Here is a 26,787-nt window from a genome sequence, read left to right on the forward strand (position 1 = left end):
TTGCCCGCGCACGCTCGGCTTAAGCGCCTTCTCTGAAGAGCGATCGTAGTGAGAGCGGCAAAGAATAAGTTCGTGAGCCGCTGGTTAAACGGGCTGTTTTTGGTGCCGGGTGAGGGGATCGAACCCCCGACCTTCGGTTTACAAAACCGCTGCACTACCGCTGTGCTAACCCGGCCCACTGGGGCACCGCGTCCGGTGCCCGTTCGGTACTCGATCCGGACCGACGCGCCTTAAGCGCATGATCCGACTCGTCTTCTAGCGCGCCGGCCCTCCGATTACAAAACCGCTGCTCTACCGCTGAGCTATGCCGGCTCGGGGCGTCGGATTAGCACAAAGGCGGCCGGGTGTGCACCCCTCGGCGGGGGCTGTCGGTAATCGGGTGGCGGGCGGGGGGCTGGAGGCTCGATGCTTCTCGGGAACGGTGACCGCCGGGGTCGCCGCGAGCGAGGAGAGAAGCCATGTCGTCGACTGCCGAAGCCGTCCCGTTCCGCATCCGCGGGCTCGCCCCCGACGGCTTCGCCCCGGTGTTCGCGATGAGCGACGGGGAACTCGCCGCGGCTGGAGCCCTGCGGGTCGTCGCGGATGCGCCGGATTCGTTTCCGTGCCGGATCACGCTCGCCGACGCGGAGGTCGGCGAGGAGCTCGTGCTCCTCAACTATACGCACCAGCCGACCCGCAGCCCCTACGGGGCGCGGGGGCCCATCTACGTGCGGCGGCGAGGGCTCGAGCTCGGGGCGGCGCTGGCGCGCGGGACGGTGCCGGCGGCGATCGCGCGGCGGCTCCTGTCGGTCCGGGCCTACGACCGCGCGGGCCTGATCGTCGACGCCGAGGTCGTGGAGGGGACGGAGCTCGCGGCGCTCGCGCCGGCCTGGCTCGGCCGCGAGGCGGTCGATGTCCTGCACGTGCACTTCGCCCGCCGCGGCTGCTTCGCGGCGGTGGTCGAGCGGGACCCGGCGGCGCATCCCGACGGGCCGCGCGGGTGACCGGACGCGACGGCCGGGCGCGGTCAGCCGCGCCGGCGTCCGACGAGGTAGAGCGCCAGCACGGCGGCGTTGGAGACGTTGAGGCTCTTAATGGGGCCGGGCAGGTCGAGCCGCGCCAGGGTGTCGCAGGCCTCGCGGGTCACCGGCCGGAGGCCCTTCCCCTCGGAGCCGAGCACCAGCACGGTCCGGGCCCCGGGCGCGACGGCTTCCAGGGGCTCCGCACCCTCGCTGTCGAGGCCGATCACCGTGAAGCCCTCGGAGCGGAGCTGGTGGAGGGCCTTGGCGAGGTTGACCACCTCGATGTGGGTCAGGAGATCGACGGCGCCGGACGCCGCCTTGGCGAGGACGCCGGTCTCGTCCGGGCTGTGGCGGGTCGTGGTCATCAGCGCATCGGCGCCGAGGGCGACGGCGGAGCGCATCACGGCGCCCACGTTGTGCGGGTCCGTGACCTGGTCGAGTGCGAGCACCAACCGCGCCCGGCCGAGCTCGGAAAGCCGGTCGGAGGCGAGGGTCTCCGTCTCGATCAGGACCCCCTGGTGGACCGCGTCGGTTCCGACGCGCGCGTCGATCCAGCGCGGCTCGACCTGCTGGGGCTCCACGGGGAACACGACGCCGCGCTCCCTCAGGCGCGCCTCGGCGTTGCGCGTCACGTAGACGGCGTGGACGACGCGCTTCGGATTGGCGAGCGCGAGTTCCACGGTGTGGAGCCCATAGAGGAAGACGCGGCCTTCCGGCGCGCCCGTGCCCGCGCGAGACGGCCTCTTCTGGTGCACGGGCGGGCGGCTCGGGCGCCGGCCGGGCCGGGCGCTGCGCTCTGGACGTGTATCGGACATCGGCCGGGTCTCCGCCTTGGTCGTGCCGGTGTCGGCCCCGCACGGATTCGCCGGAACACTAGGCCCCAGGGCCGTCCGGTTGTCGAGCCGCCCCATGCGGGAGCGCATCCTCAAGAGGCGCGGTCGCCCGAGCGAGAGGCGTCCTGCTCAATTTGAAAGATTTTCTTGTCTGTTTTTCTTAAATCATTTGGTCATCAAGCTCCGATCTCCATGTTGCCGACGAGCTTACGTAACGTTATATGGTCGTCGATGACATCGACGTTTGAAGTTACGATGATGAATCGGCGTTCGACGACAGGTAAACGGAACGTGTTGACTTCGGGTCTCGCCGCGGCGGTGTTGGCCGGGGTGACGCTGGCGCATTCGGCCGCCGAAGCCCAGTTCGTGGTGGACCGGGATCCGGTGCGCGTGCGCGACGCGGCGATCGCGCGCGCCCGCAGCCTGGACCTGCGGCCCGTCCTCGGCCCGAACTGGGGCAACGGCAAGTTCGACGCCTGGACCGACTATCTCGTCGGCGACAGCACCGAGGCGCAGTATCTGGCGGCCGCCGTTCCGCCGGACTACCGGTTCGACGACGCCTGGGGATTCGCGCGGCTTCCCGGCCAGCGCGTGAACTACGCGGAAACCCGGGGCTCCTGCTATCTCGGGCTCGCGCCCGTCAATCCGCTGGCCGCGCGGTTCGCCAAGACCGGCGCCGCCAAATATGCCGCGCGCTATCTCGCCGTCGTGCGGGACATGGCCGTCAACGAGCGAGCCGCGCTGGCCGGCCAGCCGCGATCGATTCTGAACGGCGTTCGAGGCTGCGCGCGCGACCTCGCGTCGGGCAATGCCGAGGCTCTGCTGATGTACGGGTGGAGCGTCAACGCCTTCGCGTCGGGCTTCGGCGGCCTCGCCAAGACGCTTGGACGGAGCCCGCGCCCCTGGGACGACGGCGCCGTCGCCCCGGTCACCGCCGCGCTCACGGCGGCCGACCGCGACCTCGTCGATGCCGGGCTCACATTCGAGGCGGTCGGCGGCTTCGCCACCACCGTCGCACCGTTGCTTCTGAAATACTACGAGGTGCCGGGCCGGGTCCTGAACCAGCGTGCCAGCGCCCTAGCGGGGCTCGGCCTGGTCGGCTACACCTTCATCGACCACCCGGACGTCCTGCCGCTCGTCCCGCGCATCGGCGCCGCGATCGACCAGCTGGCGACCGAAAGCGTCTACGCCGACGGCGGCCTCGTCGAGGCCTCCTTCAACTACAACTGGGCCACGGTGGACGACCTCCGGCGGCTCGCCGGGCTCCGGCACATCTTCCCCTGGGCGGGCAAGGCCGCCATGCTCGGGGAGCGCTTCGACCTCGCCATGGCGGCCATCGCGGCGCCCGGCGGCGGCCTTCCGCAGGTCGGCAACACGCTGTGGAACAAGGGCCGCAAGCCGACGCCCCACACCTTCGGGTTGACCTCCCTGACCTTGCCGTACAGCGGCTACACGGCCCTGCGTTCCGGCTGGGACGACGCGGCCTCCTATCTGTTCTTCTACAACTGGCGCGATGCGCACGGTCACGCCATGGCGGGCAGCAATTCCATCCAGCTCGCCGCCGGCGGCCGGCGCCTGCTCGTGGCCGGCGGGATACCGAACTATTCCGGCCTGAACGCGGAGTACCCGGCCTCCGTCGCCTATCTGTCCGAAGCTTCCACCTACAAGACGAGTACGGTGCTGGTGGACAACCAATCGCAGTCGCACGGCAACACCGCGGGCTTGCGCATGATCGCCGGCAAGCCCGACCGGGAACGGGCCGCGCTCTTCCCCGTCGACGCCCGATTCTCCACATCGAGCCGCTTCGACTTCACGGAGGGCCTCTACACGGGGGGCTACGGCCCGGTGACCGATACCCAGCACTGGCGCGGGGTGGTGTTCTTGCGCAATCCGGCGCTGTGGGTGGTGGTCGACGTCCTGCGGTCGACCGGCAACCACGCCTACACCCAGGTCTGGAAGTTCGCCGAGCCGGTCACGGATGCGGGCGGCGTGCAGATCGAGGGCTTCCATCCGGAGCAGGTCTCGCTCGATCCGGCCGGCCGGCGCATCTTCACCACGGATGCCACGCCGGGGGCCGTCAACCTGTCGATCCGCCAGTTCGGTCCGAGCCTCGGCTACGCCCGCCACTGGGGTGCCGACAAGGGTCCCTTCGGCTACGTCGGCAAGACCTTCTCGACCGGCCTCGGCTTCTCGCCCGACGTCCATGCCACCTTCGGCGGCCGCGGCGACCAGGTCGTCGTCTCCGTCATCAGGGCCACGCCCAGCGCCGTGGGGGACGACGGGATCAGGGGGGTGACCGCCGTCTCGGGCGCGGGCGTGACCGGCGCGGACCTCGTCTTCGACGACTCGTTCGTGTCGGTGCGTGCCGGCGCCCGGGGGACCGCGTCCATCCGCGGCTCGACCTGCGGGGCCGCCAATCTGGTCGTCACGGTGACGCAGGGCGCCGCCAGGGACTCGATCGTGATCGGCGACCCTGCCGTCCCCGCCTGCAGCTACCAGACGGTGGCGGGCCGGAGGACCCCGGTGTCGAAGCCGAGCCTCTTCAGGTGGTCGACGTCCGCAGACGGAACGCTCACACCGGTCTATCGCTGACGGCCGGGCGGGAGGCGGGCGGCGGTCCGGGCCGCGGCGTCTCCGCGTGCCTAGAAATCGGTTCGCCTGCCGGGTGTTGGTGGTTGACAGGGCCGGACCGGCTCGCCATAAACCCCGCCACCGAGCCTCAGGGGTCGGTCGGACGCGCCGAGGCGCCGTCCAGGGCGGGGGAATGTCCCGAGCGGCAAAGGGGGCGGACTGTAAATCCGCTGGCTAAGCCTTCGTAGGTTCGAGTCCTACTTCCCCCACCAACACTATCTGCCAATTGAATTACGCTGAACGATCTACTTGATCCGACTCATCTCTGCAAGTTTTTGCGGAGTTCTTGTGCATCTGGAAGATTGTTCAAGCAGGCACTCACGATACCTCTTGTACGTTCTGCTGCACTCGATGCGTGATAGCGTGTTGTAAGCGTCGCATATCTGCTTCCTTGCGCAACGTTTATTTTATCGACGAAATCGATGAACTCAATTTCTTCTGGCGACAAAGGCGGATCTCTCCCGTTTTCTTTCAGATCGTCGTATATGCGCTTGACCCGATGGGCTCGTTTCTTCATGTGCTCCGGATCAAATCTGTAGTGGAAATAGTGGCCCTTCAGCGCAAGTTCGACGGCAACGCAGCAACAGTTCAGGAGTGGCCGGTTTGTCAGCGGCCCATACGGATTCCGCCCATCAAGGATCGAGGCAGCTTGTGAGAACGCCACTGCGTCTCTCAGGAACGTTCGCGGACTGAAATCTTCTGGATCGAGAGGCATTGAGACCCTCGTCTGGCGTGGAGCCACGAGACGGTCGCCCTGCGCGGGCTTCGAAGGGCCGAGCCTCCGAGACACCGCCACGGCCCCGTTGCCAAACCGGCCGGGGTCCATTATCTCCGGGCGTCGCGGCGGGTATAGCTCAATGGTAGAGCAGCAGCCTTCCAAGCTGAATACGCGGGTTCGATTCCCGCTACCCGCTCCAACGTCCCTGCCCGGCGGACGACGGCCGGTCCGGCCTCCCGCCCACCACTCCGGAGCGAAGATGTCCATCACCCGAATCGGCGCCGGCAAGCGCATGAGCAAGGCCGTTATCCACGGCGGTAAGGTCTACTGCGCGGGCTACACGGCCGACCAGACGGCCGGCAAGTCGGTGAAGGAACAGACGGCCGAGATCCTGGCGCAGATCGATTCCGTGCTGGCCGAGGCCGGGACGGACAAGACCCGGATCCTCAAGGCCAACATCTGGCTCACCGATATCGCCACCTTCGCGGAGATGAACGAGGTGTGGGACGCCTGGGTCGTCGCCGGGCAGACGCCGGCGCGCGCGACGGTCGAATCGAAGCTCGCGGCCCCTGGCCTCGACGTGGAGATCATGGTCGAGGCGGCGCTCTGAACGCGCTTGCGCGGCCTCCTGAATTCCCATAAATAGCCGCCGCATCGTCGGCGGCGCGGCTTCGTCTTCGCAAGCCACACCCCTGTAGCGACCGGGAACCTTTCCATGGCCAAAGAGAAATTCAACCGCGACAAGCCGCACTGCAACATCGGCACGATCGGTCACGTCGACCACGGCAAGACGTCGCTGACGGCGGCGATCACGAAGGTGCTGGCGGAGACGGGCGGGGCGACGTTCAAGGCGTACGACCAGATCGACGCGGCGCCGGAAGAGAAGGCGCGCGGCATCACGATCAACACGGCGCATGTCGAGTACCAGACGCAGAACCGGCACTACGCGCATGTGGACTGCCCCGGTCACGCCGACTACGTGAAGAACATGATCACGGGCGCGGCGCAGATGGACGGCGCGATCCTGGTCGTGTCGGCGGCGGACGGCCCGATGCCGCAGACGCGCGAGCACATCCTGCTCGCCCGCCAGGTCGGCGTTCCGGCGATCGTGGTGTTCCTGAACAAGTGCGACATGGTCGACGATCCGGAGCTTCTGGAGCTCGTCGAGCTCGAGGTCCGCGAGCTCCTGTCGTCCTACCAGTTCCCGGGCGACGACATCCCGATCATCAAGGGCTCGGCGACCGAGGCCTTGAACAACGGCGACGCGAAGCTCGGCCATGACGCGATCCTGGAGCTGATGCGGGCGGTGGACGAGTACATCCCGCAGCCGGAGCGTCCGATCGACCAGCCGTTCCTGATGCCGGTCGAGGACGTGTTCACGATCTCGGGCCGCGGCACGGTGGTGACCGGCCGCGTCGAGCGCGGCATCGTGAAGGTCGGCGAGGAAGTCGAGATCGTCGGCATCCGTCCGACGCGCAAGACGACGGTGACGGGCGTCGAGATGTTCCGCAAGCTGCTCGACCAGGGGCAGGCGGGCGACAACATCGGGGCGCTGCTGCGCGGCATCGAGCGCAAGGACGTGGAGCGCGGCCAGGTGCTGTGCAAGCCGGGCTCGGTGACGCCGCACACGAAGTTCGAGGCCGAGGCCTACATCCTGACGAAGGAGGAGGGCGGCCGTCATACGCCGTTCTTCGCCAACTACCGTCCGCAGTTCTACTTCCGGACGACGGACGTGACCGGCATCGTGCAGCTCCCCGAGGGCACCGAGATGGTCATGCCGGGCGACAACGTGAAGCTCGTCGTCGAGCTGATCGTGCCGATCGCCATGGAGGAGAAGCTCCGCTTCGCCATCCGTGAAGGCGGCCGCACGGTGGGCGCCGGCGTCGTCGCCAAGATCCTTGCCTGATCACGGCTAAGGGGTGGCGTGCCGCCCCACAGCGTCCGATCGAATCCTCCGGCGGCGTCTTTCCCGGAAGCCGCCGGAGTGCTAAAGCCGAAGGCGTCGCGCCACGGCGAAGTCGACTGAGCCCAAAGGGGTATAGCTCAGTTGGTAGAGCATCGGTCTCCAAAACCGAGGGTCGGGGGTTCGAGTCCCTCTGCCCCTGCCAGTCGATTTCCCGATGTGTTCCGAATCCCTCTTGTGGTCGGACGCGCGAGGCATTAGGTAGACGGTTCCTTATTGCCGGGCGTGTGGAGGCGAGCCCCTCTGCGCGCCCGCCTGTCGTGAGCGGCGGATGGCGACGAAGACCAATCCCTTCATGTTTCTGCAGCAGGTCCGCGACGAGGTCGCCAAGGTATCTTGGCCGACCCGCAACGAGACCGCCATCACGACCGTCATGGTCTTCGTGATGGCGACCATCGCGGCCATCTTCTTCCTTCTCGCGGACCAGGTCATGGGATGGGGCATCGGCCTCATCCTCGGCTTCGCCCGCTGACCGGCGACGGATCCAAAAAAGACATGGCCAAGCGCTGGTACATCGTGCACGCCTATTCGAACTTCGAGAACAAGGTCGCGGAGTCCATCCGCGAGCGCGCGGGCCAGCAGGGCCTGACGCACCTGTTCGAGCAGATCCTCGTGCCGACCGAGAAGGTGGTCGAGGTGCGCCGGGGCCGGAAGGTGGATGCGGAGCGGAAGTTCTTCCCGGGCTATGTCCTCGTCAAGATGGACCTGACCGACCAGGCCTTCCACCTCATCAAGAACACCCCCAAGGTGACCGGGTTCCTGGGCTCCGACAACAAGCCGATGCCGATCACGGAAGCCGAGGCCATGCGCATCCTGCAGCAGGTGCAGGAGGGCGTGGAGCGTCCGAAGCCGTCGATCACCTTCGAGATCGGCGAGCAGGTGCGCGTGTCGGATGGGCCCTTCGCGTCCTTCAACGGGACCGTCGAGGAGGTCGACGAGGAGCGGGCCCGACTCAAGGTGGCGGTCTCGATCTTCGGCCGCGCGACGCCGGTCGACCTGGAATACGGACAGGTCGAGAAGGTCTGAGGGCTCCGGCCCCGCGGCGCCGCACGGGCCGTGCCATGACGAATTCGGGACGAGGCCGGGCCGTCGCCCTCGCGAGAGGGGACGATCGGGCGCCGCCCCGGGAGCGGGCTGAAAGGTTCGCTCCGCCGGAGCGGTCCGAAAGGCTCGTTCCGCAGAGACCCGCGGAAGCTGGCCCGCGGTTCTCACCCGATCCGGGGTCCGGTTCGTCCGGGCCGCGGGCCGGTCCGGAACGGAACGGCGCCACGGGCGCCCGACCGGATCCGGGCAGCAGGCGCTTCGCCGCCCTTCCTCGGGAGGGCGGCCAGGACGCCGACCCGCGGGGCTCTCGGGCTCCCGGGAGGCGGGGGGTACGACCGATCGTCGCCGGATCGGGAGGCCTGACCGCCGCTCCGACGCCGCCGCCCGACGAGGGACCGGCGGCGACCCCACAGTGGAGAGAGGGACTATGGCGAAGAAGGTCCAGGGCTACATCAAGCTCCAGGTGCCGGCGGGTGCTGCGAACCCGTCGCCGCCGATCGGCCCCGCGCTCGGCCAGCGCGGCCTGAACATCATGATGTTCTGCAAGGAATTCAACGCGAAGACGCAGGAGATCGAGAAGGGCACGCCGTGCCCGGTGCAGATCACCTACTTCACCGACAAGAGCTTCACCTTCGAGATCAAGACTCCGCCGACCGCGTTCTTCATCAAGCGCGCGGCGAAGCTCGACACGAAGAAGAAGCCGGGCACCGGGTCGAAGACCCCGGGCCGCTCCTTCGTCGGCCAGATCACCAAGGCCCAGGTCAAGGAGATCGCCGAGAAGAAGATGAAGGACATGAACGCGACCGACGTCGAGGCGGCCATGCGCATGGTCGAAGGCTCGGCGCAGGCCATGGGCGTCCGAGTGGTGGAGTGAGACGATGAGCAAGCTTCCGAAGCGTACCGCCAAGGCCCGCGAGGGCATTTCGCGCACCAAGCTCTATCGGCTCGAAGACGCCGTGAAGCTCGTCAAGGAGCGCGCCTCTGCGAAGTTCGACGAGACCGTCGAGATCGCCATGAACCTCGGCGTCGACCCGCGCCACGCCGACCAGATGGTCCGCGGCGTCTGCAACCTGCCGAACGGCACGGGCCGGTCGGTCCGGGTTGCGGTCTTCGCCCGCGGCGCCAAGGCCGACGAGGCCCGCGCGGCCGGTGCCGACGTGGTCGGCGCGGAGGACCTGGTGGAGCGGATCAACGGCGGGACGATCGATTTCGACCGCTGCATCGCCACCCCGGACCTGATGCCGCTCGTCGGCCGCCTCGGCAAGGTGCTCGGCCCGCGCGGCCTGATGCCGAACCCGAAGGTCGGCACGGTGACGATGGACGTCACCAAGGCGGTCGGCGACGCCAAGGGCGGCGCGGTCGAGTTCCGCGCCGAGAAGGCGGGCATCGTCCATGCGGGCGTCGGCAAGGCCTCCTTCACGGAGGGCGCGCTGCTCGAGAACATCCGCGCCTTCGCGGAGGCGGTGAACAGGGCCAAGCCGACCGGCGCCAAGGGGACCTACCTGCAGCGCGTGTCGATCTCCTCGACCATGGGCCCGGGCGTCAAGATCGACCCCGGCAGCCTGTCGGCGCAGGCCTGACGAAGACATCCGACCGGGGCGCGCGGCATGCGCATCCAGGCCGGCCGGAACGGCGGGGGCATCGCCCGCGCGGGGTCCGGCAAGCGTTTCCGGCGAGCCCTCGGGTTCGTCGGGAGAGTGGGGCCCGCCCGGGGACCGGAGGCGCAAGCCGCCGGGTCTCGCGTGGGCTCGACCTGTCCGAGACTGCAGGTGCCGGGCGACCGGCCTAAGTCCACTTCGATCGGGTGCGATCCGACGGAGCCTGCATGAGACGGGGAAGAGCGGATTCCCGGAGGCGCGCGCGCTTCCGGCATATCGGTTCGGACCGTTGGTCCTCGGGTCCCGCGAAGGCGACCCGGGGGGACAGGAAGTAAGCGGAGGTTCCGCGCCGGCCTCGAGCCGGGGAGGGGCGTCCACCTTGCAACCCGTCCCCGGGGACCTCTCGGGGGCATACGTAACGAGGCAGTCGTGGATAGAGCGGCAAAGCGCGAACTCGTCTCGACCCTTAACGTCCAGTTCAAGGCAACTGGGTCGTTGGTCGTGGCGAGCTATCAGGGACTGACGGTGGCCGAGATGAACGCCCTGCGCGGGCGCATGCGGGCCGCCGGAGGAACCGTGAAGGTCGCGAAGAACCGCCTCGCCAAGCTGGCTCTTCAAGGCACAGAACTCGAGCCGGTCGCCGGACTCTTCAAGGGTCCGACGGTCATCGTGTCCGCGACCGATCCGGTCGCGGCCCCGAAGGTGGCGACCGAGTTCGCCAAGGCCAACGACAAGTTCGTCATCCTCGGTGGCGGCATGGGCAAGACGGCGCTGAACCCCGACGGGGTCAAGGCGCTGGCTTCGCTGCCGTCTCTGGACGAACTGAGGGCGAAGCTCGCGGGCATGATCAACCAGCCCGCCGCCAAGCTCGCGTCGGTCATCGCCGCGCCGGGCGGGGCACTCGCCCGCGTCATCAAGGCGAACGCCGAGAAGGACCAGGCCGCGTGAGGCCAATCGAAGCGCGAGCCGGACGGAGCGTCCGGCCCGACCCGAAATCGCAAGTTCGAACCGATAGACCGAAGGAACACTACAATGGCTGATCTGTCGAAGATCGTTGACGACCTCTCGTCCCTCACCATCCTCGAGGCCGCCGAGCTCGTGAAGCTCCTCGAAGACAAGTGGGGCGTCTCCGCCGCCGCTCCGGTCGCGGTCGCCGCCGCCGGTGGCGCTCCGGCCGCCGCCGCGGCCCCCGTCGAGGAGCAGACCGAGTTCACGGTCATCCTGGCCGACGCGGGTCCGAACAAGATCAACGTCATCAAGGAAGTCCGGGCCATCACGGCGCTCGGCCTCAAGGAAGCCAAGGACCTCGTCGAGGGCGCGCCGAAGGCCGTCAAGGAAGGCGTGTCCAAGGACGAGGCCGAGAAGCTCAAGAAGCAGCTCGAGGGCGCCGGCGCCAAGGTCGACGTCAAGTGATCCCGCTACCCGGGGGATCTCGTATCCCTCGGGCGGCCTGACCATCGTGCCGGGGTCGGCTCTGCCGATCCCGGCCGTTCTGCCGAAAGGGGCCGGCTTCGGCCCTGACCGGCAAGAGAATTCGGAATCAATCGGATCCGGACATTTCTTCAAGTCCGGTGGTAATTGTCGGGTTTCCCCGGCGACCATCCCGAGAACCGCTCCGCCGCCCGCGGCGGGCTGCTGCCCAGGTTCTCCGGATTGCCGTCGGTACCCGCGCGAGGAGCGACAATGGCCCAGACGTTCAACGGTCGCAGACGTGTCCGCAAGTTCTTCGGATCGATCCGCGAAGTCGCGGAGATGCCGAACCTGATCGAGGTGCAGAAGGCCTCCTACGATCAGTTTCTGCAGATCGACGAGCCGAAGGGCGGGCGGGGCGAGGAAGGCCTCCAGGCCGTCTTCAAGTCGGTGTTCCCGATCTCGGACTTCCAGAACCGCGCGCTCCTCGAGTTCGTCCGCTACGAGTTCGAGCCGCCGAAATACGACGTGGACGAGTGCCGCCAGCGGGGCATGACCTTCGCGGCGCCGCTGAAGGTCACGCTGCGCCTCATCGTGTTCGACGTGGACGAGGACACCGGCGCGAAGTCCGTCAAGGACATCAAGGAGCAGGACGTCTACATGGGCGACATGCCGCTCATGACGGACAACGGCACCTTCATCGTGAACGGCACCGAGCGCGTCATCGTCTCGCAGATGCACCGCTCGCCGGGCGTCTTCTTCGACCACGACAAGGGCAAGACCCACTCGTCGGGCAAGCTCCTGTTCGCGGCGCGGATCATCCCGTACCGCGGCTCGTGGCTCGACATCGAGTTCGACGCCAAGGACATCGTCTATGCGCGCATCGACCGGCGCCGGAAGATCCCGGTGTCGTCGCTCCTGTTCGCGCTCGGCATGGACGGGGAGACGATCCTCGACACCTTCTACAACAAGCTCGTCTACGTGCGGACCGGCAAGTCCTGGCGCACGCCGTACGACCCGAACCGCATGCGCGGCTACAAGGCGACGCAGGACCTGATCGACGCCGACACGGGCGAGGTGGTGCTGGAGGCCGGCAAGAAGCTGACGGCCCGCCAGGCCCGCATCCTGGCCGAGAAGGGTCTGAAGTTCCTGAAGGTCTCGGACGAGGACGTGATCGGCCAGTACCTGGCCGAGGACGTCGTCGACATGAAGACCGGCGTCATCCAGGCCGAGGCCGGCCAGGAGATCACCGAGAAGCTCCTGAAGCAGCTGCTCGACTTCGGCTACGAGGAGATGACCGTCCTCGACATCGACCACGTGAACACGGGTGCCTACATCCGCAACACGGTGGCGGTGGACAAGAACGAGACCCGCGAGGACGCGCTGTTCGACATCTACCGGGTCATGCGCCCGGGCGAGCCGCCGACGATCGAGACCGCGGAGGCGATGTTCCATTCGCTGTTCTTCGATGCGGAGCGCTACGACCTGTCGGCCGTCGGCCGCGTCAAGATGAACATGCGCCTCGACCTCGACGCCGAGGACACGGTGCGGGTGCTGCGCAAGGACGACATCCTGGCGGTCATCCGGACGCTCGTGGACCTGCGCGACGGCAAGGGCGAGATCGACGACATCGACAACCTGGGCAACCGGCGCGTCCGCTCGGTCGGCGAACTCATGGAGAACCAGTATCGCGTCGGCCTCCTGCGCATGGAGCGGGCGATCAAGGAGCGCATGAGCTCGGTCGAGATCGAGACCGTGATGCCGCAGGACCTGATCAACGCCAAGCCAGCGGCGGCGGCGGTGCGCGAGTTCTTCGGCTCCTCGCAGCTGTCGCAGTTCATGGACCAGACCAACCCGCTCTCCGAGATCACGCACAAGCGGCGTCTCTCGGCGCTCGGGCCGGGCGGCCTCACCCGCGAGCGCGCCGGCTTCGAGGTGCGCGACGTGCACCCGACGCACTACGGCCGCATCTGCCCGATCGAGACCCCGGAAGGGCCGAACATCGGCCTGATCAACTCGCTGGCGACCTTCGCGCGCGTCAACAAGTACGGGTTCATCGAGGCCCCGTACCGGCGCGTGAAGGACGGGCGGGTGAGCGAGGAGGTGCACTACTTCTCCGCCATGGAGGAGAGCAAGCACTACGTCGCCCAGTCGAACGCCCTGCTCGACAACGAGGGCCGGCTCCTGGAGGAGCTGATCGTCTGCCGTCACGCGGGCGAGGTGATGATGGTCCCGGTCGACCGCGTCGACTATATGGACGTGTCGCCGAAGCAGCTCGTGTCGGTCGCCGCGGCGCTGATCCCGTTCCTCGAGAACGACGACGCCAACCGCGCCCTCATGGGCTCCAACATGCAGCGCCAGGCGGTGCCGCTGGTCCGCGCCGAGGCGCCGTTCGTCGGCACCGGCATGGAATCGGTGGTGGCGCGCGATTCCGGCGCCGCGATCGGGGCGAAGCGGGCCGGCGTGGTCGACCAGGTCGACGCGACCCGTATCGTCATCCGCGCGACCTCCGACCTCGATCCGTCGAAGTCGGGCGTCGACATCTACCGGCTTATGAAGTTCCAGCGCTCGAACCAGAACACCTGCATCAACCAGCGCCCGCTGGTGAGCGTGGGCGATGTGATCGAGAAGGGCGACATCATCGCGGACGGTCCGTCGACCGACCTCGGCGATCTCGCGCTCGGCCGGAACGTGCTCGTCGCGTTCATGCCGTGGAACGGCTACAACTTCGAGGACTCGATCCTGCTCTCCGAGCGGATCGTGCGTGACGACGTGTTCACGTCGATCCACATCGAAGAGTTCGAGGTGATGGCCCGCGACACCAAGCTCGGGCCGGAGGAGATCACGCGCGACATTCCGAACGTCTCGGAAGAGGCGCTGAAGAACCTCGACGAAGCCGGCATCGTCTACATCGGCGCCGAGGTCCGGGCCGGCGACATCCTCGTCGGCAAGATCACGCCGAAGGGCGAGAGCCCGATGACGCCGGAGGAGAAGCTGCTCCGCGCCATCTTCGGCGAGAAGGCCTCGGACGTCCGCGACACGTCCCTCCGCGTCCCCCCGGGCGTGCAGGGAACCGTCGTCGAGGTGCGCGTGTTCAACCGGCACGGCGTCGAGAAGGACGAGCGTGCCATGGCGATCGAGCGCGAGGAGATCGAGCGGCTCGCCAAGGACCGCGACGACGAGCAGGCGATCCTCGACCGCAACGTCTACGGCCGCCTCGCCGAGATGCTGTCGGGCAAGATCGGCATCGGCGGGCCGAAGGGCTTCAAGAAGGAGCAGGAGATCAATCAGGAGCTCCTCGAGGAGTTCCCGCGCTCGCAGTGGTGGCAGTTCGCCCTGGCGGACGAGAAGCTCATGGGCGAGATCGAGGCGCTGCGGAACCAGTATGACGAGAGCCGCAAGCGTCTCGAGCAGCGCTTCATCGACAAGGTGGAGAAGCTGCAGCGGGGCGACGAGCTGCCGCCCGGCGTGATGAAGATGGTCAAGGTCTTCGTCGCGGTGAAGCGCAAGATCCAGCCGGGCGACAAGATGGCCGGCCGGCACGGCAACAAGGGCGTCGTGTCGCGGATCGTGCCGGTCGAGGACATGCCGTACCTGGAAGACGGGCAGCACGTCGACATCGTGCTGAACCCGCTCGGCGTGCCGAGCCGCATGAACGTCGGGCAGATCCTGGAGACTCATCTGGGATGGGCCTGCGCGGGCATGGGCCGGCAGGTCGGGCAGCTTCTCGACGAGTACCGCAAGTCGGGCCAGGTCGAGGCGCTGCGCGAGCGGCTCGTCGACATCTACGGCGCCAACATCAAGGGCGAGCAGCCCTCGGAGTACGACGATGCCTCGATCGTCCGCCTCGCCGAGCAGGTGAGGCGCGGCGTCTCGATCGCGACGCCGGTCTTCGACGGCGCCAAGGAGCGCGACATCGAGAGCGCCCTGACCCGGGCCGGCCTGTCCGGTTCCGGCCAGGTGGTGCTCTACGACGGGCGCACCGGCGAGCCCTTCGACCGGAAGGTCACGGTCGGCTACATCTACATGCTGAAGCTGCATCACCTGGTGGACGACAAGATCCACGCCCGGTCGATCGGTCCCTACTCGCTCGTCACCCAGCAGCCGCTGGGCGGCAAGGCGCAGTTCGGCGGTCAGCGCTTCGGCGAAATGGAGGTGTGGGCGCTGGAGGCCTACGGGGCGGCGTACACCCTGCAGGAGATGCTCACCGTCAAGTCGGACGACGTGGCCGGCCGCACGAAGGTCTACGAGGCCATCGTGCGTGGCGACGACACCTTCGAGGCGGGCATCCCGGAGAGCTTCAACGTGCTCGTCAAGGAGATGCGCTCGCTCGGCCTCAACGTCGAGTTGGTCAACGTCAAGGGCCGCAACGACGACGGCCCGCTCAAGATCGACGCGGCGGAGTGATCGTCCGCGGGTTCAGATCCTCGGCCGCGGCGGTTCGTCCCGCCGCGGTCGCGCCGCGGTTCCGCCCGATGGCGCGCGTATGGGTACTGGCTGACAAGGAATTCCACGGCGGGACGCCGGGCGAGCCGGCCACTCGCGAAGCGACCCGCAGGAGAGACGGCCGATGAATCAAGAAGTCATGAACATCTTCAGTCCGCAGGCGACGCAGGCGCAGACCTTCGACGCTATCCGGATTTCGATCTCCAGCCCGGAGAAGATCCTCTCCTGGTCCTATGGCGAGATCAAGAAGCCCGAAACGATCAACTACCGGACGTTCAAGCCCGAGCGGGACGGCCTGTTCTGCGCGCGCATCTTCGGCCCGATCAAGGACTACGAGTGCTTGTGCGGCAAGTACAAGCGCATGAAGTACAAGGGCGTCATCTGCGAGAAGTGCGGCGTCGAAGTGACCCTCAGCCGCGTCCGGCGCGAGCGCATGGGCCACATCGAGCTGGCGGCTCCGGTCGCGCATATCTGGTTCCTGAAGTCGCTGCCGAGCCGGATCGGCATGCTGCTCGACATGACGCTGAAGGATCTCGAGCGGATCCTCTACTTCGAGCACTATGTCGTTACCGAGCCGGGCCTGACGCCGCTCAAGCTGCACCAACTCCTCTCCGAGGACGAGTACGTCAAGGCGCAGGACGAGTACGGCGAGGACAGCTTCACGGCGATGATCGGCGCGGAGGCCATCCGCGACATGCTGGCGGCCCTCGACCTGCAGAAGCTCACCGAGACTCTGCGGGTGGAGATCGCCGAGGCGACGGGCGAGCTGAAGCCGAAGAAGCTGGCCAAGCGGCTGAAGCTGATCGAATCCTTCATCGAGTCGGGCAACCGGCCCGAGTGGATGATCCTGACCGTCGTGCCGGTGATCCCGCCGGACCTGCGTCCGCTCGTGCCCCTCGACGGCGGCCGCTTCGCGACGTCGGACCTCAACGACCTCTACAGGCGCGTCATCAACCGCAACAATCGCCTCAAGCGGCTGATCGAACTGCGGGCGCCGGACATCATCATCCGCAACGAGAAGCGCATGCTTCAGGAGGCGGTGGACGCGCTGTTCGACAACGGCCGGCGCGGACGCGTCATCACGGGCGCCAACAAGCGGCCGCTGAAGTCGCTTGCCGACATGCTGAAGGGCAAGCAGGGCCGGTTCCGCCAGAACCTGCTCGGCAAGCGCGTCGACTATTCGGGCCGGTCGGTGATCGTGGTCGGTCCGGAGCTGAAGCTGCACCAGTGCGGCCTGCCGAAGAAGATGGCGCTCGAGCTCTTCAAGCCCTTCATCTATTCGCGTCTCGACGCGAAGGGGCTGTCGTCGACCGTCAAGCAGGCGAAGAAGCTCGTCGAGAAGGAGCGGCCGGAAGTCTGGGACATCCTGGACGAGGTCATCCGCGAGCATCCCGTCATGCTGAACCGGGCGCCGACGCTGCACCGGCTCGGCATCCAGGCCTTCGAGCCGGTCCTCATCGAGGGCAAGGCGATCCAGCTGCATCCGCTCGTCTGCACGGCGTTCAACGCCGACTTCGACGGTGACCAGATGGCCGTCCACGTGCCGCTCTCGCTGGAGGCCCAGCTGGAAGCGCGCGTGCTGATGATGTCGACCAACAACATCCTGCACCCGGCGAACGGCGCGCCGATCATCGTGCCCTCGCAGGACATCGTGCTCGGCCTCTACTACCTCTCCATCATGGCGGAGGGCGAGCCGGGGCAGGGGATGGCCTTCTCCAACCTCGGCGAGCTCTACCATGCGCTCGAGGCGAAGGCGGTCACGCTGCATTCCAGGATCCGCGGCCGCTACTACGGCGTGGACAAGGAAGGCAACCAGTACACCAAGATCTACGAGACCACGCCCGGACGCATGCTGATCGGCAATCTCCTGCCGAAGCACCATGCCGTGCCGTTCGACGTCTGCAACCAGCTGATGACGAAGAAGACCATCTCCGGGATGATCGACGCGGTCTACCGCGCCTGCGGTCAGAAGGAGACGGTGATCTTCTGCGACCGCATCATGTCGCTCGGCTTCTACCATGCGTTCAAGGCCGGCATCTCGTTCGGCAAAGACGACATGGTGATCCCGGACACCAAGGCGAAGCTCGTCGAGGAGACTCAGGCGGCCGCCAAGGAGTTCGAGCAGCAGTACCAGGACGGCCTCATCACCCAGGGCGAGAAGTACAACAAGGTCGTCGACGCCTGGGCGAAGTGCACCGATCGTGTCGCCGACGAAATGATGAAGCGCATCTCGGCCGTGCACATGGATCCGGAGACCAAGCGGCAGAAGCCGATCAACTCGGTCTATATGATGAGCCACTCGGGTGCCCGCGGCTCCCCGGCCCAGATGAAGCAGCTCGCCGGCATGCGCGGCCTCATGGCCAAGCCGTCGGGCGAGATCATCGAGACGCCGATCGTCTCGAACTTCAAGGAAGGCCTGACGGTGCTCGAGTACTTCAACTCGACCCACGGCGCCCGCAAGGGCCTCGCCGACACGGCGCTGAAGACGGCCAACTCCGGCTATCTGACGCGGCGTCTGGTCGACGTGGCGCAGGACTGCATCATCACCGAGCAGGACTGCGGCACCGACCAGGGCATCCGCGTGCAGGCCGTGGTGGATGCCGGCCAGGTCATCGCCTCGCTCGGCATGCGCATCCTCGGCCGCGTCACGACGGAGGATCTCGTCGATCCGAACTCGGGCGAGGTACTGGTGCCGAAGAACACGCTTATCGAGGAAGCGCATGTGAAGCGGATCGAGGGGGCCGGCATCCAGTCGGTCCGCATCCGGTCGGTTCTCACCTGCGACACCAAGATCGGCGTCTGCGTGATGTGCTACGGCCGCGACCTGGCGCGCGGCACGCCCGTCAACATGGGCGAGGCGGTGGGCGTCATCGCGGCCCAGTCGATCGGCGAGCCGGGTACCCAGCTCACCATGCGCACGTTCCACATCGGCGGGACGGCGCAGGTGGTGGACTCGTCCTTCGTCGAGTCGAACTTCGAGGGCACGGTCCGCATCCGCAACCGGAACATCGTGCGCGACAGCGAGGGCAAGCTCATCGTGATGAGCCGCAACCTCGCGGTCGTCATCGTGGACCAGGACGGGTCGGAGCGGGCGGTCCACCGCCTGATCTACGGCTCGCGGCTGTTCGTGGACGAGGGCGACAAGGTGAAGCGCGGCCAGCGCATCGCCGAGTGGGACCCCTACACCCGGCCGATCATCTCGGAAGTCGACGGCACCGCCGGCTACGAGGACCTGATCGACGGCCAGACCATGCAGGAGTCCACCGACGAGGCGACGGGCATCACCAAGCGCGTCGTCATCGACTGGCGGACCTCCAACCGCACGTCGGACCTGAAGCCCGCCCTGGTCGTCATGGGGCCGGACGGCAAGATCGCCCGTCTCGCCCGCGGCGGCGAGGCGCGCTACACGCTGCCGGTCGAGGCGATCCTGTCGGTCGACCCGGGCTCGAAGGTGCATGCCGGCGACGTCATCGCCCGCATTCCGCTGGAGAGCGCCAAGACCCGCGACATCACGGGCGGTCTGCCGCGCGTGGCCGAGCTCTTCGAGGCGCGTCGTCCGAAGGACCACGCGATCATCGCGGAGATCGACGGCACCGTGCGGTTCGGCAAGGACTACAAGAACAAGCGGCGGATCGTCATCGAGCCGTCGGACGGGTCCGAGCCGCGCGAATACCTCATCCCGAAGGGCAAGCACGTCCATCTCCAGGACGGCGACGCCATCGAGAAGGGCGACTTCATCCTCGACGGCAACCCGGCGCCGCACGACATCCTGGCCATCAAGGGCGTGGAGGCTCTCGCGGCCTACCTCGTCAACGAGATCCAGGAGGTCTACCGGCTCCAGGGCGTCGTGATCAACGACAAGCATATCGAGGTGATCGTCCGGCAGATGCTGCAGAAGGTGGAGGTCACCGACGCCGGCGAAAGCCCCGAGCTCATCACGGGCGAGCAGATCGACAAGATCGACTTCGACGCGATGAACGAGAAGCTGATCGCCGAAGGCCTGAAGCCCGCCTCGGCGGTGCCGGTCCTGCTCGGCATCACCAAGGCTTCGCTGCAGACCCGGTCGTTCATCTCGGCCGCGTCCTTCCAGGAGACCACCCGCGTCCTCACCGAGGCCGCGGTCGCCGGCAAGGCGGACAACCTGGAGGGCCTCAAGGAGAACGTGATCGTCGGCCGTCTCATCCCGGCCGGCACTGGCTCGGTGATGAACAAGATCCGCTCCATCGCGGGTCACCGCGACGAGCTGATCCTGGAGGAGCGGAAGGCCCAGCAGACCCCGGCGGGCATGGGCGAGCAGCCGACCATCTCGCTGCCGGCCGCCGAATAAGGCAGCCTGCCGCATCGGTATCGAAGAGGCCGCGGAGCGATCCGCGGCCTTTTTCATGACCGGGACTCGTCGTGTCCCGCCCCGGGCCTCTCCCGCGGGTACCCCCAAGGTTGATGTTGCAAGCCGGAGGAGCCTAGTTAAAAATGACATGGAATAGGCGATTGGGCCTGGTCCATGCAAGACGACGTCCTGGCAGAACTGCTGGAAGCCGTGTCGGCCGCGGGGCTGGACCCTCGGCGCTGGGCCGAGGTGCCGGACATCCTGTGCCGCGGATTCCCGGGGGTGAAGGTCGGGCTGCTCGGCGACGACCGCATCGGCCGGCCCTGCGTCGGGGGGCACGTGGCGGGCTACGAACCCTGGGCCCTGCCGGCCTACATGGACCATTACTCCGCCATCAACCCCTGGAAGCCGTTCTGGGCGGGCGCTCCGGTGCTCACGGCCTTCGCCTCTGAGGAACACGCCCCGGCCCACCTGATCGCGGAGACCGAGTTCTACCGCGACTGGCTCGAGCCGGTGGGGGAGGCCGAGTGCGCGGTGGGGGTGAAGTTCATCGACGAACCGGACGCCGTCGCGCTTCTGACAGTCCATTACGGCTATCGGCAGGTGGACGTCCACCAGGCGAGGCTCGCCCGCATGCTCGGCCTGGTGGCGCCGGTGTTCCGCTCGTCCATCTGCACGAACCGGGCGGTCGGGGACGAGCGGCTGCGCCAGGCCTCGATGGAGGCCGTGCTCGATTGCCTCGACGCGCCGGCCGTCGCCGTGGACGGCCGGGGCAAGATCCGGGGGACGAACCGCAAGGCGGTGGCGCTGTTCGAGGAGGCGCGATTCCTGCGCGAGCGGCCGTCCGGCCATCTTTCTCTCGCCGACCCGGTCGCCGCCCGCCGTCTGGCCGATGCCGTCGCGCTGGCGACGGCCGGTCTCGGCGGCGTCGTCCCGCGGGACGCGGACCTCCTCCTCCCGCCGGGGGCGGATACCCGGGGCGCGCGGATATCGGTGGCACCGGTGGTACTGCCGGAGGCCGACCGCCCGGGCGCCTGGCTCTACCCGCCGCCGCGCTTGGCGCTCGTCCTGATCCGGGAGCGGAGCGCGCCCGCCAGCCTGGATCCGCGCTCGATCGAGGGGCTCTCCGGCCTGACGAAGGCGGAAGCGCGGGTCGCGGCCGAGATCGCCGCCGGGCGGACCGTCGCAGAGGCGGGGCGGACCCTTGGGATCTCGCGCGAGACCGTCCGCACCCATCTCAAGCGGATTTTCGAAAAGACGGGCTGTCGGCGGCAGGCCGAACTGGTGGCCTTCCTGGCGCGCATCCTGGGCCGGACTTGACGCAACGCTTACCGCAAACGGGGGACGCGCCGGGGCGGGCGGCCCGCTAATCTGCCGGACGTCGCGCGACGGTGCGGGGCTCCCACCTGCAGCAGCAGGACCCCGGGCCGGCGAGCGGCAGGCCCGCTTCTCCGACGGGCCTCGACGATCCGCGTCGTTTCGATAGGGATACCGCCGGTCGCCACCGGCCGGCGGTGGGGTGAACGAGGTGGGCCATCAGACGCCTCGTTCCGGAAGGCCGGATGCATGGCGGCGTTCATTTTCGGCAATTGCCCGAATTTGCGGGCCGGGGGCCGCGGGGCGATCCGCGGCCCTCGCGATTCGCGGGGTGGGGCGCAAGGTTCCGCTTCCCTGTGCGTGCCGCGCTTTGCGTTTGTTGCTCGGCACGAGCGGGCTCGACCTATCCGGGCTGCGTCGGCGATCCCCGCCACGAAATCTCGCGCAGAACGCTTGACGCCGGGGGCTGACCCTCATATGTTCCGCGCACTTTCGCGGCAGGCCCGTCGGCTGCCCGTGATCGAGCGCGCCCAAAGCGCTCGACCAATGGCGCCGAGACGCTCTCGCGGAACCGTGACACTTGGAAAGCCGAGGATCATGACCCGAACGGCCGATGCCGTTCCGGTCCTCTGACTTTTCGCGCCGACCACGGACGATGAGTCCGCGGTCCGGTGCTGAACGCGTTGTCGGATACCCGACGACACCGAGGCACCAGGGCGGTCGCGGGGGCTCTGAACGTGACGAGAGATCGGCGCCCGCGAGGGCGAAGACGAGGTAGAAAAGACGCATGCCGACGATCAACCAGCTGATCCGCAAGCCGCGCCAGGCTCCGGTGTACCGCGAGAAGGCCCGCCACCTCGAGGCCTGCCCGCAGAAGCGCGGCGTCTGCACGCGCGTCTACACGACCACGCCGAAAAAGCCGAACTCGGCTCTGCGCAAGGTCGCCAAGGTTCGGCTCACGAACGGCTTCGAGGTCATCGGCTACATCCCCGGTGAGGGCCATAACCTCCAGGAGCACTCGGTAGTCATGATCCGCGGCGGCCGCGTCAAGGACCTGCCCGGCGTGCGCTACCACATCCTGCGCGGCGTGCTCGACACGCAGGGCGTCAAGGACCGCAAGCAGCGCCGCTCCAAGTACGGCGCCAAGCGTCCGAAGTGACAACCCAGGGGGCGGGGGTCGCCGCCGGGCCCGAAGGGGCCGCCGACCCGCGCCCCTTCTGCTTTTCCTGATATACGCGACCGAGGAATCAGATCATGTCCCGTCGTCACAGTGCCGAGAAGCGCGAAGTCCAGCCGGATCCGAAGTTCGGCGACATCGTTGTTTCGAAGTTCATGAACAACGTCATGCGCGACGGCAAGAAGTCGGTCGCCGAGACGATCGTTTACGGTGCCTTCGACATCATCGAGAAGAAGACCCGGCAGGATCCGGTCGGAGTGTTCCATCAGGCGCTCGAGAACGTCATGCCGCAGATCGAAGTCCGGTCGCGGCGCGTCGGCGGTGCCACCTATCAGGTTCCGGTCGAGGTTCGTGCGGAGCGCCGCCAGGCGCTGGCCATCCGCTGGCTGCTGACGGCCTCCAACGGCCGCAACGAAAAGACGATGACGGAGCGGCTCTCGGCCGAACTGCTCGACGCGTCGAACAACCGCGGCAACGCGGTGAAGAAGCGGGAGGATACCCACCGCATGGCGGAGGCCAACCGGGCCTTCTCGCACTATCGCTGGTGATCCTTTAAGACGCTGCTCCGACGAGGTTTCGACATGGCCCGCTCCTACGCTCTCGAAGACTACCGCAATTTCGGCATCATGGCTCACATCGATGCCGGTAAGACCACGACCACGGAGCGCGTGCTCTATTATTCGGGGAAGTCGCACAAGATCGGCGAAGTCCACGAAGGCGCCGCCACGATGGACTGGATGGAGCAGGAGCAGGAGCGCGGCATCACGATCACGTCGGCCGCGACCACGACCTTCTGGAACGGCAAGCGCCTGAACATCATCGACACCCCCGGCCACGTCGACTTCACCATCGAGGTCGAGCGGTCGCTGCGCGTGCTCGACGGCGCGGTGTGCGTGCTCGACTCCAGCCAGGGCGTGGAGCCGCAGACCGAGACGGTGTGGCGGCAGGGCGACAAGTACAACGTGCCGCGCATCGTCTTCTGCAACAAGATGGACAAGGTCGGTGCGGACTTCGACCGCTGCATCAACGACATCAAGGTCCGTCTCGGCGCCAAGCCGGTTCCGATCCAGCTGCCGATCGGCGCGGAGTCGGAGTTCCGCGGCCTCGTCGACCTGGTCCGCATGGTCGGCGTGGTGTGGCAGGACGAGTCGCTCGGCGCGAAGTTCAACGACGTCGAGATCCCGGCCAACCTCAAGGACAAGGCCGAGGCGGCCCGCCTGGAGCTGATCGAGGCCTGCGTCGAGCTCGACGAGACCGCGATGGAGCAGTACCTCGAGGGCGAGATGCCCGACGAGGCGACCATCAAGCGCCTCATCCGCAAGGCCGTCCTGACCGGCGCCTTCTATCCGGTGATGTGCGGGTCCGCGTTCAAGAACAAGGGCGTGCAGCCCATGCTCGACGCGGTCGTCGACTATCTCCCGTCGCCGCTCGACCGCCCGTCCATCAAGGGCATCGACGTCAAGACCGGCGCGGACACGGAGCGCAAGTCGTCCGACACCGAGCCGCTGTCGATGCTGGCCTTCAAGCTTATGGACGACCAGTACGGCGTCCTGACCTTCTGCCGCATCTATTCGGGCCGGCTCGAGAAGGGCGTCACGCTCCTGAACTCGGTGCGCGAGAAGAACGAGCGCGTCGGCCGCATGGTGCTCATGCACGCCAACAACCGCGAGGACATCACCGAGGCCTATGCCGGTGACATCGTCGCGCTGGTCGGCCTCAAGGACACGCGCACCGGCGACACGCTCTGCGATCCGCAGAAGCCGGTGATCCTCGAGAAGATGATCTTCCCCGAGCCGGTCATCGAGATGGCGATCGAGCCGAAGACCAAGACCGACCAGGAGAAGATGGGCGTCGCCCTGTCGAAGCTGGCGGCCGAGGATCCGTCCTTCCGCGTCTCGACGGACCCGGAGAGCGGCCAGACGATCATCAAGGGGATGGGCGAGCTTCACCTCGACATCAAGGTCGACATCCTGAAGCGCACCCACAAGGTGGACGTGAACGTCGGCGCCCCGCAGGTCGCCTATCGCGAGACGATCCGCCGCGCGACCGATATCGACTACACCCACAAGAAGCAGACCGGCGGCACGGGCCAGTTCGCGCGGGTGAAGTTCCACATCGAGCCGGGTGAGCCGAATTCGGGCTTCCAGTTCGAATCCAAGATCATCGGCGGTTCGGTGCCCAAGGAGTACTTCCCGGGCGTCGAAAAGGGCCTGAACTCGGTGATGACCGCCGGCCCGATCGCGGGCTTCCCGGTCGTCGACGTCAAGGTCGCCCTGATCGACGGCGCGTATCACGAGGTGGACTCCTCGGCGATCGCGTTCGAGATCGCGTCCCGCGCGGCGCTGCGCGAAGGCCTGCAGAAGGCCAGCCCGGTTCTGCTCGAGCCGATCATGAAGGTCGAGTGCGTGACGCCCGAGGAGTATCTCGGCGGCGTCATCGGCGACCTGAACTCGCGGCGCGGCCAGATCGCCGGCACGGACTCGCGCGGCAACGCGCAGATCGTGAACGCCATGGTGCCGCTCGCCAACATGTTCGGCTACGTCAACACCCTGCGTTCGATGAGCCAGGGCCGCGCGAGCTACACCATGCAGTTCGACCACTACGAAGAAGTGCCGTCGAACGTCGCCCAGGAAGTCCAGAAGAAGTTCGCCTGATCCCGACCGATCGGCAGACACGAGAGATCACGGAGACGATCCGATGGCCAAAGAGAAATTCAACCGCGACAAGCCGCACTGCAACATCGGCACGATCGGTCACGTCGACCACGGCAAGACGTCGCTGACGGCGGCGATCACGAAGGTGCTGGCGGAGACGGGCGGGGCGACGTTCAAGGCGTACGACCAGATCGACGCGGCGCCGGAAGAGAAGGCGCGCGGCATCACGATCAACACGGCGCATGTCGAGTACCAGACGCAGAACCGGCACTACGCGCATGTGGACTGCCCCGGTCACGCCGACTACGTGAAGAACATGATCACGGGCGCGGCGCAGATGGACGGCGCGATCCTGGTCGTGTCGGCGGCGGACGGCCCGATGCCGCAGACGCGCGAGCACATCCTGCTCGCCCGCCAGGTCGGCGTTCCGGCGATCGTGGTGTTCCTGAACAAGTGCGACATGGTCGACGATCCGGAGCTTCTGGAGCTCGTCGAGCTCGAGGTCCGCGAGCTCCTGTCGTCCTACCAGTTCCCGGGCGACGACATCCCGATCATCAAGGGCTCGGCGACCGAGGCCTTGAACAACGGCGACGCGAAGCTCGGCCATGACGCGATCCTGGAGCTGATGCGGGCGGTGGACGAGTACATCCCGCAGCCGGAGCGTCCGATCGACCAGCCGTTCCTGATGCCGGTCGAGGACGTGTTCACGATCTCGGGCCGCGGCACGGTGGTGACCGGCCGCGTCGAGCGCGGCATCGTGAAGGTCGGCGAGGAAGTCGAGATCGTCGGCATCCGTCCGACGCGCAAGACGACGGTGACGGGCGTCGAGATGTTCCGCAAGCTGCTCGACCAGGGGCAGGCGGGCGACAACATCGGGGCGCTGCTGCGCGGCATCGAGCGCAAGGACGTGGAGCGCGGCCAGGTGCTGTGCAAGCCGGGCTCGGTGACGCCGCACACGAAGTTCGAGGCCGAGGCCTACATCCTGACGAAGGAGGAGGGCGGCCGTCATACGCCGTTCTTCGCCAACTACCGTCCGCAGTTCTACTTCCGGACGACGGACGTGACCGGCATCGTGCAGCTCCCCGAGGGCACCGAGATGGTCATGCCGGGCGACAACGTGAAGCTCGTCGTCGAGCTGATCGTGCCGATCGCCATGGAGGAGAAGCTCCGCTTCGCCATCCGTGAAGGCGGCCGCACGGTGGGCGCCGGCGTCGTCGCCAAGATCCTTGCCTGATCACTGGTTTCGGGAACCCAGTCGCGCCGCCCGCCCGCGGGCGGCGCGTCATCTCCTGAAACGCCGAGGGTACAGACTATGAACGGTCAGAACATCCGCATCCGCCTCAAGGCGTTCGACCATAGGGTGCTCGATGCCTCGACGCGCGAGATCGTCTCCACGGCCAAGCGCACGGGTGCGCATGTCCGGGGTCCGGTGCCGCTGCCGACGCGGATCGAGAAGTTCACGGTGAACCGGTCGCCGCACATCGACAAGAAGAGCCGCGAGCAGTTCGAGATCCGGACGCACAAGCGGCTCCTCGACATCATCGACCCGACCCCGCAGACGGTCGATGCGCTGATGAAGCTCGACCTCGCCGCCGGCGTGGACGTCGAGATCAAGCTCTGAGCCTCATGCTCCCCCGGTTTCGGCCGATCGGGAGCCTCTGAAGACAT

The 26,787-nt window shown here is 67.3% G+C and carries 20 protein-coding genes and 4 tRNA genes; 21 read left to right on the forward strand and 3 right to left on the reverse strand.

The features are described from left to right. Positions 1–100: 100 nt before the first annotated feature. Positions 101–175: transfer RNA gene (locus WBG79_RS23055), tRNA-Thr, on the reverse strand. A gap of 283 nt (positions 176–458) precedes the next feature. Between WBG79_RS23055 and WBG79_RS23060 the strand changes: the two genes are divergently transcribed. After that, positions 459–983, forward strand: coding sequence for a DUF1203 domain-containing protein (locus WBG79_RS23060; RefSeq protein WP_337359590.1), 525 nt, complete (start codon positions 459–461; stop codon positions 981–983). 23 nt (positions 984–1,006) lie between these two features. Here the strand turns inward: WBG79_RS23060 and WBG79_RS23065 are convergent, their stop codons facing one another. Next, positions 1,007–1,816: a TrmH family RNA methyltransferase gene (locus WBG79_RS23065; protein ID WP_337359591.1), complete on the reverse strand. Its 810-nt coding sequence runs from the start codon at positions 1,814–1,816 to the stop codon at positions 1,007–1,009. A gap of 309 nt (positions 1,817–2,125) precedes the next feature. Here WBG79_RS23065 and WBG79_RS23070 point away from each other — a divergent pair, with 309 nt between their 5' ends. Continuing rightward, a complete protein-coding gene (locus WBG79_RS23070) occupies positions 2,126–4,426 on the forward strand; it encodes a heparinase II/III domain-containing protein (RefSeq protein ID WP_337359592.1) in 2,301 nt (766 codons plus the stop codon). A gap of 166 nt (positions 4,427–4,592) precedes the next feature. Next, a tRNA-Tyr gene (locus WBG79_RS23075) sits at positions 4,593–4,677 on the forward strand. Positions 4,678–4,724: 47 nt separating this feature from the next. Here WBG79_RS23075 and WBG79_RS23080 read toward each other — a convergent pair. Further along, positions 4,725–5,180, reverse strand: a complete 456-nt coding sequence (locus WBG79_RS23080; protein ID WP_337359593.1) for a hypothetical protein — start codon at positions 5,178–5,180, stop codon at positions 4,725–4,727. 128 nt (positions 5,181–5,308) lie between these two features. On the opposite strand from WBG79_RS23080, the gene WBG79_RS23085 reads away from it, so the two are divergent. The 18 genes from WBG79_RS23085 to rpsJ all read left to right on the forward strand — a co-directional run bounded on the left by WBG79_RS23085 (position 5,309) and on the right by rpsJ (position 26,740). After that, a tRNA-Gly gene (locus WBG79_RS23085) sits at positions 5,309–5,382 on the forward strand. 60 nt (positions 5,383–5,442) lie between these two features. Then, positions 5,443–5,793, forward strand: a complete 351-nt coding sequence (locus WBG79_RS23090; RefSeq protein ID WP_337359594.1) for a RidA family protein — start codon at positions 5,443–5,445, stop codon at positions 5,791–5,793. 105 nt (positions 5,794–5,898) lie between these two features. After that, positions 5,899–7,089 carry an elongation factor Tu gene (tuf, locus tag WBG79_RS23095; RefSeq protein ID WP_337359595.1) on the forward strand — a complete coding sequence of 397 codons (1,191 nt, stop codon included), beginning with the start codon at positions 5,899–5,901 and terminating at the stop codon, positions 7,087–7,089. Positions 7,090–7,215: 126 nt separating this feature from the next. Further along, positions 7,216–7,291 (forward strand) — tRNA-Trp (locus WBG79_RS23100). 126 nt (positions 7,292–7,417) lie between these two features. After that, complete coding sequence (gene secE / locus WBG79_RS23105) at positions 7,418–7,618, forward strand: preprotein translocase subunit SecE (protein ID WP_337359596.1); 201 nt, start codon at positions 7,418–7,420, stop codon at positions 7,616–7,618. 23 nt (positions 7,619–7,641) lie between these two features. Next, positions 7,642–8,172 carry a transcription termination/antitermination protein NusG gene (gene nusG / locus WBG79_RS23110; protein ID WP_337359597.1) on the forward strand — a complete coding sequence of 177 codons (531 nt, stop codon included), beginning with the start codon at positions 7,642–7,644 and terminating at the stop codon, positions 8,170–8,172. A 445-nt stretch (positions 8,173–8,617) separates the two neighbouring features. Continuing rightward, positions 8,618–9,064: a 50S ribosomal protein L11 gene (gene rplK, locus WBG79_RS23115; RefSeq protein ID WP_337359598.1), complete on the forward strand. Its 447-nt coding sequence runs from the start codon at positions 8,618–8,620 to the stop codon at positions 9,062–9,064. Positions 9,065–9,068: 4 nt separating this feature from the next. Next, positions 9,069–9,770, forward strand: coding sequence for a 50S ribosomal protein L1 (gene rplA, locus WBG79_RS23120; protein ID WP_337359599.1), 702 nt, complete (start codon positions 9,069–9,071; stop codon positions 9,768–9,770). 447 nt (positions 9,771–10,217) lie between these two features. Then, the gene (rplJ, locus tag WBG79_RS23125; protein ID WP_337359600.1) at positions 10,218–10,736 is read left to right on the forward strand and encodes a 50S ribosomal protein L10; all 519 of its coding nucleotides are present in this window, start codon (positions 10,218–10,220) and stop codon (positions 10,734–10,736) included. A gap of 84 nt (positions 10,737–10,820) precedes the next feature. Then, a complete protein-coding gene (gene rplL, locus WBG79_RS23130; RefSeq protein ID WP_337359601.1) occupies positions 10,821–11,201 on the forward strand; it encodes a 50S ribosomal protein L7/L12 in 381 nt (126 codons plus the stop codon). Positions 11,202–11,471: 270 nt separating this feature from the next. Next, on the forward strand, positions 11,472–15,605 hold the full coding sequence (gene rpoB, locus WBG79_RS23135) for a DNA-directed RNA polymerase subunit beta (protein WP_337359602.1): 4,134 nt from the start codon (positions 11,472–11,474) through the stop codon (positions 15,603–15,605). A 163-nt stretch (positions 15,606–15,768) separates the two neighbouring features. Further along, the gene (gene rpoC / locus WBG79_RS23140; RefSeq protein WP_337359603.1) at positions 15,769–19,971 is read left to right on the forward strand and encodes a DNA-directed RNA polymerase subunit beta'; all 4,203 of its coding nucleotides are present in this window, start codon (positions 15,769–15,771) and stop codon (positions 19,969–19,971) included. Between the two features lie 174 nt (positions 19,972–20,145). Then, positions 20,146–21,291: a helix-turn-helix transcriptional regulator gene (locus WBG79_RS23145; protein ID WP_337359604.1), complete on the forward strand. Its 1,146-nt coding sequence runs from the start codon at positions 20,146–20,148 to the stop codon at positions 21,289–21,291. A 784-nt stretch (positions 21,292–22,075) separates the two neighbouring features. Then, positions 22,076–22,447 (forward strand): 30S ribosomal protein S12, encoded by a 372-nt coding sequence (gene rpsL, locus WBG79_RS23150; protein WP_337359605.1) that lies wholly within the window; start codon positions 22,076–22,078, stop codon positions 22,445–22,447. Positions 22,448–22,542: 95 nt separating this feature from the next. Further along, positions 22,543–23,013 carry a 30S ribosomal protein S7 gene (gene rpsG, locus WBG79_RS23155; RefSeq protein ID WP_337359606.1) on the forward strand — a complete coding sequence of 157 codons (471 nt, stop codon included), beginning with the start codon at positions 22,543–22,545 and terminating at the stop codon, positions 23,011–23,013. Positions 23,014–23,046: 33 nt separating this feature from the next. Next, positions 23,047–25,119 (forward strand): elongation factor G, encoded by a 2,073-nt coding sequence (gene fusA / locus WBG79_RS23160; RefSeq protein ID WP_337359607.1) that lies wholly within the window; start codon positions 23,047–23,049, stop codon positions 25,117–25,119. Positions 25,120–25,162: 43 nt separating this feature from the next. Then, positions 25,163–26,353, forward strand: coding sequence for an elongation factor Tu (gene tuf / locus WBG79_RS23165; RefSeq protein ID WP_337359595.1), 1,191 nt, complete (start codon positions 25,163–25,165; stop codon positions 26,351–26,353). 78 nt (positions 26,354–26,431) lie between these two features. Next, the gene (gene rpsJ / locus WBG79_RS23170) at positions 26,432–26,740 is read left to right on the forward strand and encodes a 30S ribosomal protein S10 (RefSeq protein WP_054357645.1); all 309 of its coding nucleotides are present in this window, start codon (positions 26,432–26,434) and stop codon (positions 26,738–26,740) included. Positions 26,741–26,787: the final 47 nt, after the last annotated feature.

It is taken from the genome of Prosthecomicrobium sp. N25, from assembly GCF_037203705.1.
Classification (GTDB): Bacteria; Pseudomonadota; Alphaproteobacteria; order Rhizobiales; family Ancalomicrobiaceae; genus Prosthecodimorpha.

Bases quoted from the DNA above. Each gene is read 5' to 3' on its own strand.
- WBG79_RS23090 (WP_337359594.1), top strand. From the start codon at position 5,443: ATGTCCATCACCCGAATCGGCGCCGGCAAGCGCATGAGCAAGGCCGTT.
- tuf (WP_337359595.1), top strand. From the start codon at position 25,163: ATGGCCAAAGAGAAATTCAACCGCGACAAGCCGCACTGCAACATCGGC.
- WBG79_RS23065 (WP_337359591.1), bottom strand. From the start codon at position 1,816: ATGTCCGATACACGTCCAGAGCGCAGCGCCCGGCCCGGCCGGCGCCCG.
- nusG (WP_337359597.1), top strand. From the start codon at position 7,642: ATGGCCAAGCGCTGGTACATCGTGCACGCCTATTCGAACTTCGAGAAC.
- rpoC (WP_337359603.1), top strand. From the start codon at position 15,769: ATGAATCAAGAAGTCATGAACATCTTCAGTCCGCAGGCGACGCAGGCG.
- WBG79_RS23145 (WP_337359604.1), top strand. From the start codon at position 20,146: ATGCAAGACGACGTCCTGGCAGAACTGCTGGAAGCCGTGTCGGCCGCG.
- rpoB (WP_337359602.1), top strand. From the start codon at position 11,472: ATGGCCCAGACGTTCAACGGTCGCAGACGTGTCCGCAAGTTCTTCGGA.
- rpsG (WP_337359606.1), top strand. From the start codon at position 22,543: ATGTCCCGTCGTCACAGTGCCGAGAAGCGCGAAGTCCAGCCGGATCCG.
- rpsL (WP_337359605.1), top strand. From the start codon at position 22,076: ATGCCGACGATCAACCAGCTGATCCGCAAGCCGCGCCAGGCTCCGGTG.
- rplL (WP_337359601.1), top strand. From the start codon at position 10,821: ATGGCTGATCTGTCGAAGATCGTTGACGACCTCTCGTCCCTCACCATC.
- secE (WP_337359596.1), top strand. From the start codon at position 7,418: ATGGCGACGAAGACCAATCCCTTCATGTTTCTGCAGCAGGTCCGCGAC.
- rplK (WP_337359598.1), top strand. From the start codon at position 8,618: ATGGCGAAGAAGGTCCAGGGCTACATCAAGCTCCAGGTGCCGGCGGGT.
- fusA (WP_337359607.1), top strand. From the start codon at position 23,047: ATGGCCCGCTCCTACGCTCTCGAAGACTACCGCAATTTCGGCATCATG.
- WBG79_RS23080 (WP_337359593.1), bottom strand. From the start codon at position 5,180: ATGCCTCTCGATCCAGAAGATTTCAGTCCGCGAACGTTCCTGAGAGAC.
- rpsJ (WP_054357645.1), top strand. From the start codon at position 26,432: ATGAACGGTCAGAACATCCGCATCCGCCTCAAGGCGTTCGACCATAGG.
- tuf (WP_337359595.1), top strand. From the start codon at position 5,899: ATGGCCAAAGAGAAATTCAACCGCGACAAGCCGCACTGCAACATCGGC.
- rplA (WP_337359599.1), top strand. From the start codon at position 9,069: ATGAGCAAGCTTCCGAAGCGTACCGCCAAGGCCCGCGAGGGCATTTCG.
- WBG79_RS23060 (WP_337359590.1), top strand. From the start codon at position 459: ATGTCGTCGACTGCCGAAGCCGTCCCGTTCCGCATCCGCGGGCTCGCC.